The organism is Pseudobdellovibrionaceae bacterium (assembly GCA_020635075.1).
In the GTDB taxonomy this organism is placed as follows: Bacteria; Bdellovibrionota; Bdellovibrionia; order Bdellovibrionales; family UBA1609; genus JADZEO01.
This window is the reverse complement of record JACKAM010000002.1, coordinates 304,741-317,537: the sequence shown is the minus strand read 5'-3', so window position 1 is coordinate 317,537 and position 12,797 is coordinate 304,741. Positions and strand designations below refer to the sequence as shown.

The window sequence follows — 12,797 nt, the reverse complement described above, 5'->3', positions numbered from 1 at the left end:
GGTTGCAGAAAGATCAGGCTTCGTCTTCGGGATCGCCGTTGTCCTTTTTCTTCTTGGATTCCAGGGCCTGGCGCTTTTTGATTTCGGTGAGGACTTCAATTTCCACTTCCGAAATCTCTTTCCAGTTCTGTGAAACCCGCTTGTCCACCGCGCCGCCGCCCTCGGACCACTTTTTTCCATCCATGGCGTCGACACCGCTATAGCGCACCCGAAAATCTTCCGGGTTGGTGGACAGCTGAAGAGCTTCCTCGAAGGAGATCAGCCGGCGATCAATCAAATCCATCAAGCTTTGATCGAAGGACTGCATTCCCCAAGAGACCTGACCTTCTTCAATTGCTTGAGAAATGTACTTGGTTTTGTCCCGGTCTTCAATCATCTCTCGCACACGGGTGTTATTTATGAGGATCTCCACAGCTGGAACGAAACCATTTTTGTCCTGTCGTCGGGCCAGACGCTGACTGATGACGGCCTTTAACACTGCGGCAATCTGCATACGAATTTGATGCTGATGATGGGGGTCGAACACCGCCACAATCCGGTTGATGGTCTCTTGGGCATCCAGAGTATGGAGAGTGGAGAGGACCAGATGTCCGGTTTCCGCCGCCGTCAGGGCGGTCTCGATGGTCTCTCGGTCGCGCATTTCACCGATGAGAATCACGTCCGGGTCTTGGCGGAGGGCGGCCTTGAGAGATGCGGCAAAACCCGTGGCATCCACGCCCAACTCCCTTTGGGTGATAATGCTTTTGCGGTCGCGAATAAGGAATTCAATGGGGTCTTCAATGGTCAGAATGTGCTTGTTCTTGTGCCGATTGATGTAGTCGATAATGGCCGCCAGAGTGGACGACTTTCCGGACCCGGTAACTCCGGTGACCAGGATCAGTCCTCTCTCGTTGGCGGCGATTTTTTCGATGACATCGGGAAGGTTCAGGTCTTTGAAGCTCGGAACAATGTGGGGAATATTGCGGATCACCATGCGGGTGGTGCCCCTTTGGCGGAACACGTTCACCCTGAACCGGCCGAGACCGGAAATGCCGTAGCCGAGGTCCACTTCGTGCTCGTTGAGGAATTTCTCCTGGGTTCTCTTGTCCATGATCTTCATGGCCATGGAGTTGATTTCGTCCCCACTCAGGCTGGGAAGATTGGTGGACAAGGGGCGGAGGATTCCATGACGGCGGATCACTGGCATAATGCCGGCCTTCAGGTGAACGTCGCTGGCCCCTTTTTTCATGGCAAGTTTGAGAATGTCATCGAGTTCGATGCTGGACATTAAAGGCTTTCACTCACAGGAGAAAAATCTGTTGTTGATGGCTTTATTATAGGGAAATTCAGAGGGAAAAGCACACTTATGCCTCGCACCACATCCTTAGTCGGGATGGGCTTCCTGTTTGACACTGGACCGAATCAAACCAATGATGGCCCCCTTGTGCTGAGAGGAGATAAGGCTTTGGACCAGAGTCGTTGGGTCAGTTTGTTGGCAACAGCAGGAGGATTGGGGAAAGCCCCAAAGGCTCCGGGTACGGTGGGAACCCTGGCGGCTTTGCCTCTCGTGCCGCTGTTTGCCTGGGGAGGCGAGTACTTTTACATGCTGGCCACTGCAATTCTGGTGGTGGTCGCCATTGTCGTGGCACAGATGTACGAGACTCAGCACGGGGATCATGACCCCAAAGAGGTGGTGATTGATGAAGTCGCGGGTTTTGTCGTCGCCATGCTGTGGCTGCCTTTGACCTGGCAGAGCTTTGTTGCAGCTTTTGCGATTTTTCGCCTCCTCGATGCGGTAAAGCCCTTTCCCATTTCGGTCGTCGACCGTAAGGTTCAAGGTGGCTTAGGTGTGGTGGCCGATGATTTAGTGGCCGGGATTTTAACCAACGTGCTTTTGCAGATCGCTTACACAAAAACGGACTGGCTGGGCCAGCAACTGGTGCTATGACAATGACCAATCAACAACAGACTTTAGTGGCAGAAAGAATCAACCTTCTCTCTCAGTGGTTTTGGGATCGGGGAAAAACCTTGGGTCTGGCCGAGAGCTGCACTGGTGGACTCCTCTCTTCTTGGATTGCCTCTCAACCCGGAGTGTCGTCCTTTTTCAGGGGCTCGGTGGTGAGCTATGCGGGTGGGGTAAAAGAGGCTCTTCTGGAGGTTCCGCGTTATGCCATTGAATCTTATGGGGAAGTCAGTCTACCTGTAGCCACTTTTATGGCCCGCGGGGCGCGCGAGATGTTGGGAGCCGATTGGACTCTCAGCATCACGGGTGTCGCCGGTCCGGATGGCGGAACAGAAGAGAAGCCAGTTGGAACAGTTTGCTTTGCGTTGTGTGGCCCAGGAGTTGAAAAACGGGTGCAAAAGTACTTTGATGGGGGAGCAAGGACAGAAGTCCAGTTCCAGTCGGCATTCTACGCCCTGGAGCTATTACTCGAAACCCTGAATGAGTGACCTTTTTGTATTAGAAAGATCAAACACAACATCAGCATGAGAGGAGCCTCTATATGGCAAATATGCAGACAGGTGGAGACAAATCCAAAGCCCTAGAACTGGCCATCGGCGCGATTGAAAAGCAGTTCGGTAAAGGCTCGATCATGAAGCTCGGCGGAGACACCAGTCTTTATGACAATGTTCCTGTCTTCAGCACAGGGGCTTTGAGCTTGGATATTGCTTTGGGTATTGGTGGTCTTCCCCGCGGCCGTATTGTGGAGATTTATGGACCTGAATCTTCCGGTAAAACCACTCTGGCTCTTTCCACTATTGCCCAAGCTCAAAAGGCGGGTGGCACCGTGGCTTTCGTGGACGCCGAACATGCCTTGGATGTGTCTTATGCCCGTAAGCTGGGTGTGAAGGTGGATGAAATGCTCATCTCTCAGCCTGACACTGGTGAACAGGCTTTGGAGATCACCGAAACTCTGGTGCGTTCCGGTGCCGTGGATGTTTTGGTGGTGGACTCAGTTGCCGCTCTCACACCTCGTGCGGAGATCGAGGGTGACATGGGCGATAGCCACATGGGTCTTCAGGCGCGCTTGATGTCTCAGGCTCTGCGTAAGTTGACGGCCGTCATTAACCGCAGTAACACCCTGGTGATTTTCATCAACCAAATCCGCATGAAGATCGGCGTGATGTTTGGTAACCCTGAAACCACCACTGGTGGAAATGCCCTGAAGTTTTACTCTTCTGTGCGTTTGGATGTCCGTCGTATTGGCGCCATCAAAAACGGCGAAGAAGTGACTGGCAACCGCACAGCGGTGAAGGTGGTCAAAAATAAAATGGCCCCTCCTTTTGCCAAGGTGGAATTTGATCTGATGTACGGTGAGGGTATTTCTGAAGAAGGTGACATTCTTGACCTGGCAGTTAAGAAAGACCTCTTTGAAAAGTCTGGCGCCTGGTACAGCTACAAAGGCGAACGTGTGGGTCAGGGCCGTGAAGCCGCACGGACTTTCCTCAAGGAAAATCCTGAGATTAAAAAGGAACTGCGCGAAGCTTTGTTGGAAGTCTACGGTGTGACCAAGAAAAAGCCCGAAGCGGCCAAAGATAAGCCCGCCGAGGAAGTGGTTGCCAAGGCCGCCATGGCTGAGGAAAAAGCCGCTAAGCCTAAGAAGGCCAAAGCCAAACACTAACCAAGTGTTAGACAAGTAGCCTATAAAAAAAGCCAGGTCTCGACCTGGCTTTTTTTTTCAATTATCGCTCTTTACTTGGCCCTTGGCGGCCATTCGACCAGGAGTTGCTTGGGTGGTTTGTCGGAAAACCCCGGAGTCAGCGAATTGGGGTCAGTGTAGCGAATCTGGATGCGATCTTTCTGAACGCGAAAATTAAGGCCTTCATCTGGAGTTTCCACCACAAATACCGGTTCAGTGGTTTCCGTCGGATAAAAGATCCGCAAGATCTTGCTACCCACACCTCTTTCCCAGACGGTGATCAACACGGGGTTCTTGTAAACCGCATGTTTAATGCGGGTGAGGCGTCCGCGATCAAAAAAACCGTCCAATTCGCGAAACTTCAGGGCCGCTTCGCCATTGATTTCAACAACCAAATGGGTCTCCGCCTGCCCCACCATTTCGCTATAGGCCTTCCACTCGTCTGGTCCATGCTTGAGTGTGCCGATCACTTCCTTAATTGTGGACTGGGGAGTTCGTTGAGCTCTCTTCTGGGCCGGCCTGAAATTAGGATCCTGATCGGCAACTGCAGAGGCAGTGCCCATCAGCAGACAAACGCTCAATGTTAAAAGCTGATACGAACATTTCACGGTCTTGGTCATCCAATCCATTATCGACCTCCACATACAGGAGTAAAGTCACTGCGCTTAATGCGCTGACATTCCTTCCTTGTTCCATCAAAAGACTTGTAAATCTGGTTGTTGGCATGACGATAGAAGCCATTGCCAGATCGGGCCGTGTAGCTAAGGCATTGAACCGGATCTTCCGAGGCAATGGATCGTCCATTTTGATCAATGCGGTTTTTCAAACAGCTCATGCATCGATTGGCCGCGTTGGCGTAGCCTTTAGAAACACCATGGTAGCGAAAAAACATGGTCCAGTCCTTTGAGCCCCTCTTCTTCTCCCTGAGGGTATAGGCCATGATTTCAAGCTGTAGTTCTACACTGGTGCCCATCGCATCGAAGAGTTTATCTGCGTCCTGATTGTAGGGCGGTTGATTGAACGGGGGGATCGAGCTTCTAAATGGCCCCAGTCCCGCGCCGCCACGTTTGAAATAAGCGCGGAATGTGGTGCGGGTCATCTGTCCCATTCCCTGAGCGGTGTAGTTATTGTGAATGCCTTTGTAACATGAATGAAAGACCTTAATCAAAGGTTCCAACGACAGGGTTTCGGCTCCCGCGATACAGGGCATGGCTCTCGCGTCGACGCCATACTTCTGTGCGTGTTTTTTACCCAAGGCCATAATTCGATTGAAGCGATCCTTGAGGCCTAGATCTTTCCACGGTGATTCTTCACAGGCGATGCGCTTGAGCTCATTCACACAGGCTTTGTTCCAGCCCCGAGAACGGGCGCGGGCGAGAATGGCCTTAAATCCTCCAGTCGCAACATCCGCAGTTCCATCGGAGCGAAAACAGCGGCGATCCAAATCTCCGTGTGTGAGTGCGGCCGAAATGTCCTTGGCGCCACTAAAATCGGGTGGGGCACCACAAGTGTTACATTCGGCTTCCGAGAGTCCGTCATCGGCAAACTGGCCCGCATCACTGGTGGCTTCGACCTGCGCGTCTTGCATGGCCGCCACGGCTTCACCAGTGACGCCATAGCTGGTGGCGGTTTCGCTGTTGTCCCGACGAACAAAATTCCCTGGTTCATAAACCCAAGCCATGGGTTGACCCAGAACTCCATCGGCGTCGCCGCAGGCCTTTTTCCAGTCTTCCGGATTAAAGGCAATGAGGATGCCGCCATCTTTGCGCGCAACCACAGTTCCGCGCATGTTCCTTTTGAGTCGTTTACAGGCCAGATTGTCACGCCCTCGAAAGTCAGTGGTCAAGCGAGCCCGCACCCCAGAAGAGCGCATTTTGATGTTAAATCTCTCGGATTCAGCCAACATATACTTGTCATCCACCGGTTCGCCCGAAGCATCCGGGTCGGGCCCCTTGGCGGCCTCGCCGCCCGAATAGCCAACGGGCACCATGGCTTGGTCTTTTTCGTCCGCCGCCAGGCCGGTGAACTTCTTTTGGTTTTCGATGGACTCAAGTGCTGCCGCCACATCGCCGTGGCTGTTGCCCTCGACTTTGTCCTCCTTGTCTTTGCGGACAAAATTGAGAGGCTCGTAGATCCACAACATGGGCTGACCGTTGACTCCCATCTTGTCGCCACAAAGTTTTTTGAACTCATCTTGATTAAACACAATCAGCAGTCCGCTGCGCTTTTTGGCAATAACAGTCCCTTTAAGGGGAGGCGTTAAGCCTGTACAGCGGACATTGGAGTAGCCACGGAAGGTGGGATCAAGTCGCCCGTTGACGCCTTTAGCGCGCAGGTGGATGGCGTATTGGTCTTCTTTGTCTAGCAGCTTCACTTGTTCACTGTTGGCCGAGTGAACGGCCAAGCTGTAGAGCCCTATCAATATAGTATTTATCCACAGGAAAACTAACTGTCCTGGGAATTGACGATTTGAGTGTTCGATAGTTCAACCCTCTTTCTTTCCAACCAAATAGTAGACAAAGAGATTTAAGAGCAATCTGCGGGCCGCGCATAACCTCTTGAAATTACGAGATTATTTTTTCGATCGGAGCGGGGAAACAAGGTGAGATTGGAGTGTCGACATGGAAGCCACGTAGGCGCGATAATTTGGATCTCAACTTAAACTGACGACAAGTTAATGTCTAAGACCTTGTCACTTGTCGTCCCAATCGCGGCCGCTAATTGGTCCCTCTTTGCCGGTCCCGAGGCGGAAGAGTTCTGTCCTCGTTGAGGCGACCGGTGGAGGTGTCGCCTCCGCGAATGATCCGATCAGGGCGTCCGGGATAGGTGTCGTCGTTAAAATAGGCCGCACGGCTTTCGCAGGTGATGGCTTTTGGACCGGCCGCAGGGATCTTCTCACCAAACAAATCAGCAAAAAAGCGAAAGGCCTTTTCGCAACCAGGGAACTGATGAAGGTGTTCAGGGTCAGTGAGGTAAAGGCTAAAGACTTCGGCAAACTCCTCATTCCGGTATTGGCCTTTTGAGTAGTTCTTGTCGCAGTACCAGGTGGGTTTGCAGGAACCATCAGGAACGGCCTTCTTATAGAGATCATAGACGCGACTACCATTTTTTTTCAAATGACCCAAACAGTGGCCCCATTCATGGGCAATATGTTGCGTATTATTGCGTCCGTTAAACAAATCGCGAGAATCATCCATCGCCACCCGCGCCTGGCATCCCGAATTGCGCATGATAAGTGTCTTATAGTTGCACGTCGAAAAATACTTCTTAACCTCGTTGCCGTCTTTGTCTTTTCGAGTCGTGTAGGACTCATATCTGAGAGAGGCCTCCTTGTGAAAGTCAAAGCGACCATCGCCTAGGGTGTCCATGGCATGGAAGACTTCAGCTGCCGCATGGTATTCACCAACATTGCTGTTACCGGTTGGGCTCATGCCCAGTCGTTGGAAAACCGCCGTCGTGAGACTTTGTTGGTTGGGCTGAATCTGGTAAAGGCAGCGGCCGTTGGCGCCATTATCGAGGTATTTACCAAACTTGATCCGACCATCACTAGTAATCATATCTTGAGGGCATCCCATGCGCTTGGCCTTGGCCATAGCCTGGGGATTGGCGCGGGCGATCTGGGCCAAAGACAGTGACAGGAAAACAACCAAACAACCGTAACCTAGAGTCATACTCAATCCTACCTTTCGGCCCCCAAGTTTTGCAAGGAGGTTGCCAGCAAACAGGCCTCTAGAGACGATTTGAGTGTCTAAACCTTTGCCGAGTGATCAATCGCTCGGAACCAGCTTTCTCTGGGAATTGTTGGCAAATTTTGAGATAATTAAAAGAAATGGACAAAGGCAAATACCTCCTTTTTGGAATTCTGCTTCTTAACCAGGTCCAGCCATGTTTTGGTCAGGTTCCCACACCCAGCGTGCCGCGGGTTTCCTGGTCCGCCAGTAGCATGGATTCCTTGGTCGAAAGATGTGTGGCGGATAAGACGAGGATCTCTCAGCTACCTGTCAAGGCCCTTAAGTTTGATGAAGGGAAATTACTTTCGAAAGCTCTGAGGCGAGGTCTTCCCGAGTTGGCGGTGCGTAGAGCCCTTCAGTTTTTGCAGCAAAATCAGGATCGAATACCAAACAAAGAATACCTGACCATTGTTGATTATGCGCAAAGCGCTTTGGATAAACGCTTTCATATTCTCCGCTTGCGTGATGGTGAGACTTGGTCCTTTCCTGTTCAACACGGTCGGGAATCGGACCCGGATCAGGATGGCTTCGTTAACAGTCTCCATCATTTTGGGAACGAAGTGGGTACCCATATGTCGATCGTTGGCTTTGCGGTCACGGGCGGATCCTATTATGGACATAGTGGCACAGGTCTGATCATTCATGGCATGGAAACCGCCAAGAACGACCAGGCCTGTCGTAGATCCATAGTCGTGAAAGGTGGGGACAAAGTCGGTACTGTGTGGCGCAGTCGTGGTTCAGTGGTTTTAGATTCCCGTCGTGCGGAAAAGGTGATCGGTCAAATTAAAGATGGTTCGGTGATCTATTTTTATCCGGGACAATAGGTGGGGATGAAACAGGTCTTCTTAGTGGGCATAGCAGGTTTGTTGGGGTGGTCATTAGCCGCCAGTGCAGAATCCTGCTTCGTGGGTGTTTATCGGGATACTCACACAAAAGAGATTGTCAATCTTGAGCTAAAACTGGAGGATTCCTTCTCTCGTAGCTCAGTCTTAAGCGTGAGCCTAGTTTGGGGAGATGTGGTCTCGGTCAATCTTGCCTGTCCATTGACCACCTCTCAGGGATTATGTGTTTTTGAGGACGATGGAGGATCCTTCTTTTTGACCAAAAAGGGCAAAGAGGGTGTGGTGATAAATTTAAAAGGGCCCCTTGTAGTTGCTCGCGAGAACGGCAATATTGCAGGTCTTGAAGTGGACAGCAAAAAAATTCGCAATGACACCCTCACTCTGAGTCGATCCAAAGAGTGTGGGACTCTAAGCAAGTCTCCTAAGAGTTCTGCTCAATAAAGTGGTGGAGAGCTCGGACCGTCCGCTCTTTCTCATCAGGTTTTACGAAAACCGAAAAACTTGTTCCCGTGCTGAGTGTTTTCACTGGGGCTAAGCCGTCCTGTTGTAATAGTCCAAGAATTTGCTCAGGCAGGTTTGAGGAATAAAGGCCACTGCAAGTGAGAGTTACGCCCGTCAAAGGCTCGCGAATGGACTTAAAGACAGAACTGGTCAGCGTCTGCAACAAAGCCTTCATTTGCTCAGCGCTCGTGGAGACCATCATTCTCAGGCGGCCCTCTTCATAGACAGTAGCTAAGATTTGTGGCCAGGCGAGCTGATGTTGCTTTAGTTCTTTTTCCAGCAACTGCATCCCCTCAGCTGGATTTTCACACTGAACTGACAAGTGATGAACTTCGTTAAGCGAGTTCACTGTAAGAGGGATAACTTTTTCATACATTTCTGGTACCTCTTCTTGGATGATGGTGCCCTTTTCCGGGTGCAGGGAGCTGCCCACGTAGAGTGGAACCTTAAGGGTGCGGGCCAATTCAACACTGCGGAAGTGGAGAACCTTGGCCCCCCAAAAGCAGGCGTCCTCAATTGCCGCAAAGGGAAAAACCCCGTAATGTTTTGCGTGGGGTATGAGTTTTGGATCTGCCGAGAAAATACCGTCCACGTCTTTTAGGATTTCACAGCGCTTTGCTTTAAAATGAGCGGCCATGGCCACAGCCGTCGTATCCGACCCACCTCGTCCTAAAGTGGTTACCTCTTTAGCAACCGGATCAACACCTTGAAAGCCGGCGAGCACCACCACCTTGCCTTGCTCAAGCGACTCTTCCACGCGAATGGGTTTGATCTCCTGAATCCGGGCATTGCTGTGAGAAGTGTCGGTGAGCACCCCCGCCTGACTTCCGGTGAAGCTAATCGACGGACAGTAGAGATCATGGAGAGCCATGCTCATAAGCGCCATACTTACCCGCTCGCCAGCAGTTAGCAGCATATCCAATTCCCGGCGGTTAGGCCTGGGACTAATCTGGTAGGCCAGTTGAACCAGTTCATCCGTGGCCGTACCCATGGCACTGACCACGACGATGACCCGAGTTCCGCCATGGTGAATCTCCGCCACCTGTTTGGCCACCCGACGAATGTCCTCAGGAGTTTTTAGGCTGCTGCCACCGTATTTTTGGACAACTAAATCCATGCGATGCTCTCACTTTGATAGTGGTCTTTTATCACCGGAATTGAATTGGCGCTAGAGGCGTTTTTTCATTTGCTGCCGCACGTATTGGGACACTTTGGTGGTGGTGCCGCGCGGAATACGAATGCGATGGCTATTGACGAAACTGGGAATAAAACTGTGGAGGAGCTCAGGGTTGAGCTTTTTCAGGGACCCAAGAGGGACTTTGAGGTGTTTGGAGAGACTGTAGAGGTCGGTTCCTCCTGGAACAGAAAAGTATTCATAGGAATAGGGCTCTTTGGGTTCCATCTTGTGGAAGCCATAGAGGGCAGGAGACTTGGAGATAAGCATGGCTGCCAAGAGTTTTGGAATGTACTCTCGTGTCTCCTCGGGGAAGTCCCTCTTTTTGGAGAGCACCCAAAAATTGTCGGTCTTGTACTTCTGAATGAGTTTTCTTAATCTGCCTTCGCCCATGTTGTAGGCCGCGGCCGTAAGATACCAAGAGTCAAACATTTTGTAGAGATCATTTAGATAAGAGGCGGCAGCCCGGGTACTCTTGGTAAAGTCGCGACGCTCGTCTAACCACCAATTGATTCGCAGTCCGTATCTACTGGCCGTGGATTTGATAAACTGCCAATAACCGACGGCCTCGGCGTCACTCTTGGCATGTGGAGAAAACCCACTTTCAATCATGGCCACAAAGGCCAGGTCTTGAGGTATCCCTCTCTCCTTCATATGAGCTTGCATTTGAGGGAGGTATCGATAAGAGCGTTCCATCCACCGCTTAAACCAGGACTGCCCGCCTTTTTGGTAGTAGTTGATCCAAAAACGCACCTTACTGTTGTAGGTGATGGGCAGATCGTAATTGGGCCGGCGGTCCACAGGAGAGTAAATGGAGCTGGCAATGCGGGTATTCTTCTGAATGGCCTTGGATTTGGTTTTGACCCGCAGTCTGGTGACCTTGCGGTTGTTTTCGACGGGAGTGGTGAGATGAATCACGGAAGTCGACTTTTTGCTGGTGACCTTCTGCTCATTGGCCTTTCCGGGAATAGCGGCTTGAGCTCCCGAGGCTACAACAACAATGAGAACTGTTAGCAGACGAAACAAATCCAACTTCCTGTTGAAAAAGAAAAAACCACAAACTCCGAGTTCTTATTCTATCCAGGCCTGGCGAGGATCACAACGTCGGACCTGGACCTATGTCGAGCGTCACAAAACGGTGAGTCAGTCAAATTCCTGACTTGGACCTGGGACCGGAGAGTGAGAGGTCTCCGCCATTCGTTTCGGCTCAATGGCAATTGTATTGAAGTCGAGAAAAAAAATCTTCACCAAAGTCGATGGGGCTACGCCGTGGCATAGGCTTTGCTCAGTTTATGATTGTGGGGGAGGTTTATGAGTAGCAAAGGCATATACACGGCACTCAGCGGGGCAATGGCCCAGTCATCCAAACTGGAGACTTTGGCCAATAACATCGCCAACAGTAACACCACATCGTTCAAGAAAGACCGTCAGGTCTTTAACGAGTATCTAAGTGCTTACGAAAAACTTCCTGAGGTGATCCAGGTGCCGAAAATCCCGGCATCGATCGAAAGCTTCTATGATATGCAGGGTGGGGATCGCGGATATGTCAACGCTGCCGGATCCTACACGGATTTTGCTCAAGGCGCTTTAAAGCCCAGTGGCAACGTTCTTGATTTTGGTCTGGAGGGAAAGGGCTTTTTCGAGGTGTTAACTCCCCAAGGGGTGCGACTCACTCGTAACGGTTCGTTCACGGTTGATACCAATGGACGGATGGTGACGAAGGAAGGTTATCCTGTTCTCGCCCAAGGGGCTCAGGACCCAGCACAGCGGACCATTCAAATTGGCAATAATAGAAACATCACGGTGTCTTATGAGGGTGAGGTCTTTGTCGGTGGAGAAAGTGTGGCCGACCTGTCTTTGGTAGAGCCCAGGCAGGCAGATGGGCTTATCAAAACAGGCAGTTCTCTTTATGGATTTAAGCCCACATTCAACACGGAATTGCGCCCCTCGGATGGGATGAAAGTTCATCAGGGATTTCTTGAAGGAAGTAACGTCAACATTGTTGAAGAAATGACGGACATGATTGCCACAACACGCGCTTTTGAAAGCACTCAGCAGGCAATCAAAGCCTTTGATCAAATGGATCAGAAGCTGATGACTGAGGTACCGCGAACGAGCTAATGGAGAATATGAGGGACTATGCTTAAGGCGTTAAATACAGCCGCAACCGGCATGCAAGCTCAGCAAACTAATATGGATACAATTGCCAACAATTTGGCCAACGTATCCACCACTGGGTTTAAAAAGGCTCGGGCTGAATTTGAGGATCTCATGTATCAGACGGTCAAAGAGCCCGGGGCACAAAGTGGGGCCAACTCCATTTCCCCCACCGGCGTTCAGGTAGGGTTAGGGGTCAAGACTGCGGCTGTGCAAAAGGACTTTGTCCAGGGCTCGACTAAAATAACCCGAGCCCCATTTGACATTGAAATCCAAGGTTCGGGGTTTTTCCCCGTGCAAATGCCCAGTGGCCAGATCGGCTACACTCGAAACGGAGCATTTAAAAAGGCTCCTGATGGACGTCTGGCTGATCAGAATGGTCATATTCTCCAGCCTGAGATTACGATTCCGCCAGATGCGACGGGAGTGGAGATTAATCCTGATGGGTCTGTACAGATCATTACCGGCGTGAACACGGTTCCTCAGAATATTGGACAGATTCAATTGGTGAATTTTGTGAATCCGGCAGGACTTAAGAGTGTAGGCCAAAACCTTTTTGTTCCCTCCAATGCCAGTGGTCTTCCTCAGCAGGGAACTCCTGGTCAAAACGGTCTCGGAGTGGTGGCCCAGGGTCAGTTGGAAACCAGTAATGTGAATGTTGTGGACGAAATGGTGAATATGATTACGGCCCAGCGTGCTTACGAAACCAATTCCAAAGTCGTGCAGGCAACTGATCAAATGCTCCAATATATGAATAATCTGAGGTAATGGT

13 protein-coding genes are annotated in these 12,797 nt (G+C 51.0%); 7 read left to right on the top strand and 6 right to left on the bottom strand.

Annotation, left to right across the window (positions count from 1 at the left end):
• Positions 1-13: 13 nt before the first annotated feature.
• Positions 14-1,258: a type IV pilus twitching motility protein PilT gene (locus tag H6624_11165; protein MCB9084897.1), complete on the bottom strand. Its 1,245-nt coding sequence runs from the start codon at positions 1,256-1,258 to the stop codon at positions 14-16.
• 114 nt (positions 1,259-1,372) lie between these two features.
• Between H6624_11165 and H6624_11160 the strand changes: the two genes are divergently transcribed.
• From H6624_11160 to recA, 3 genes are all read left to right on the top strand, one after another.
• Positions 1,373-1,927 (top strand): phosphatidylglycerophosphatase A, encoded by a 555-nt coding sequence (locus tag H6624_11160; GenBank protein MCB9084896.1) that lies wholly within the window; start codon positions 1,373-1,375, stop codon positions 1,925-1,927.
• A gap of 2 nt (positions 1,928-1,929) precedes the next feature.
• The gene (locus tag H6624_11155; protein ID MCB9084895.1) at positions 1,930-2,430 is read left to right on the top strand and encodes a CinA family protein; all 501 of its coding nucleotides are present in this window, start codon (positions 1,930-1,932) and stop codon (positions 2,428-2,430) included.
• Positions 2,431-2,492: 62 nt separating this feature from the next.
• Positions 2,493-3,602, top strand: a complete 1,110-nt coding sequence (recA, locus tag H6624_11150) for a recombinase RecA (GenBank protein ID MCB9084894.1) — start codon at positions 2,493-2,495, stop codon at positions 3,600-3,602.
• Positions 3,603-3,673: 71 nt separating this feature from the next.
• On the opposite strand, the gene H6624_11145 is transcribed toward recA, so the two are convergent.
• From H6624_11145 to H6624_11135, 3 genes are all read right to left on the bottom strand, one after another.
• Positions 3,674-4,249 (bottom strand): hypothetical protein, encoded by a 576-nt coding sequence (locus H6624_11145; protein ID MCB9084893.1) that lies wholly within the window; start codon positions 4,247-4,249, stop codon positions 3,674-3,676.
• On the bottom strand, positions 4,249-6,042 hold the full coding sequence (locus H6624_11140; protein MCB9084892.1) for a hypothetical protein: 1,794 nt from the start codon (positions 6,040-6,042) through the stop codon (positions 4,249-4,251). Before H6624_11140 ends, H6624_11145 begins: the two co-directional genes overlap by 1 nt.
• Before the next feature lie 295 nt (positions 6,043-6,337).
• Positions 6,338-7,291: a hypothetical protein gene (locus H6624_11135; GenBank protein MCB9084891.1), complete on the bottom strand. Its 954-nt coding sequence runs from the start codon at positions 7,289-7,291 to the stop codon at positions 6,338-6,340.
• A 158-nt stretch (positions 7,292-7,449) separates the two neighbouring features.
• On the opposite strand from H6624_11135, the gene H6624_11130 reads away from it, so the two are divergent.
• Both H6624_11130 and H6624_11125 read left to right on the top strand, forming a co-directional pair.
• Positions 7,450-8,175, top strand: a complete 726-nt coding sequence (locus H6624_11130) for a murein L,D-transpeptidase catalytic domain family protein (GenBank protein ID MCB9084890.1) — start codon at positions 7,450-7,452, stop codon at positions 8,173-8,175.
• Positions 8,176-8,181: 6 nt separating this feature from the next.
• A complete protein-coding gene (locus H6624_11125; protein ID MCB9084889.1) occupies positions 8,182-8,634 on the top strand; it encodes a hypothetical protein in 453 nt (150 codons plus the stop codon).
• On the opposite strand, the gene H6624_11120 is transcribed toward H6624_11125, so the two are convergent.
• Complete coding sequence (locus H6624_11120) at positions 8,615-9,811, bottom strand: aspartate kinase (GenBank protein MCB9084888.1); 1,197 nt, start codon at positions 9,809-9,811, stop codon at positions 8,615-8,617. The two genes, H6624_11125 and H6624_11120, sit on opposite strands and share 20 nt — an antisense overlap.
• Before the next feature lie 51 nt (positions 9,812-9,862).
• Complete coding sequence (locus H6624_11115) at positions 9,863-10,894, bottom strand: lytic transglycosylase domain-containing protein (GenBank protein ID MCB9084887.1); 1,032 nt, start codon at positions 10,892-10,894, stop codon at positions 9,863-9,865.
• A 285-nt stretch (positions 10,895-11,179) separates the two neighbouring features.
• On the opposite strand from H6624_11115, the gene flgF reads away from it, so the two are divergent.
• On the top strand, positions 11,180-11,989 hold the full coding sequence (gene flgF, locus H6624_11110; GenBank protein ID MCB9084886.1) for a flagellar basal-body rod protein FlgF: 810 nt from the start codon (positions 11,180-11,182) through the stop codon (positions 11,987-11,989).
• A gap of 18 nt (positions 11,990-12,007) precedes the next feature.
• The gene (flgG, locus tag H6624_11105; protein MCB9084885.1) at positions 12,008-12,793 is read left to right on the top strand and encodes a flagellar basal-body rod protein FlgG; all 786 of its coding nucleotides are present in this window, start codon (positions 12,008-12,010) and stop codon (positions 12,791-12,793) included.
• The last annotated feature ends 4 nt before the right edge of the window (positions 12,794-12,797 follow it).

What these genes read in the sequence shown, in the direction of transcription:
- recA (MCB9084894.1), top strand. Translation starts at nt 2,493, where the DNA reads ATGCAGACAGGTGGAGACAAATCCAAAGCCCTAGAACTGGCCATCGGC.
- flgG (MCB9084885.1), top strand. Translation starts at nt 12,008, where the DNA reads ATGCTTAAGGCGTTAAATACAGCCGCAACCGGCATGCAAGCTCAGCAA.
- H6624_11125 (MCB9084889.1), top strand. Translation starts at nt 8,182, where the DNA reads ATGAAACAGGTCTTCTTAGTGGGCATAGCAGGTTTGTTGGGGTGGTCA.
- flgF (MCB9084886.1), top strand. Translation starts at nt 11,180, where the DNA reads ATGAGTAGCAAAGGCATATACACGGCACTCAGCGGGGCAATGGCCCAG.
- H6624_11160 (MCB9084896.1), top strand. Translation starts at nt 1,373, where the DNA reads ATGGGCTTCCTGTTTGACACTGGACCGAATCAAACCAATGATGGCCCC.
- H6624_11145 (MCB9084893.1), bottom strand. Translation starts at nt 4,249, where the DNA reads ATGGATTGGATGACCAAGACCGTGAAATGTTCGTATCAGCTTTTAACA.
- H6624_11155 (MCB9084895.1), top strand. Translation starts at nt 1,930, where the DNA reads ATGACCAATCAACAACAGACTTTAGTGGCAGAAAGAATCAACCTTCTC.
- H6624_11120 (MCB9084888.1), bottom strand. Translation starts at nt 9,811, where the DNA reads ATGGATTTAGTTGTCCAAAAATACGGTGGCAGCAGCCTAAAAACTCCT.
- H6624_11130 (MCB9084890.1), top strand. Translation starts at nt 7,450, where the DNA reads ATGGACAAAGGCAAATACCTCCTTTTTGGAATTCTGCTTCTTAACCAG.
- H6624_11135 (MCB9084891.1), bottom strand. Translation starts at nt 7,291, where the DNA reads ATGACTCTAGGTTACGGTTGTTTGGTTGTTTTCCTGTCACTGTCTTTG.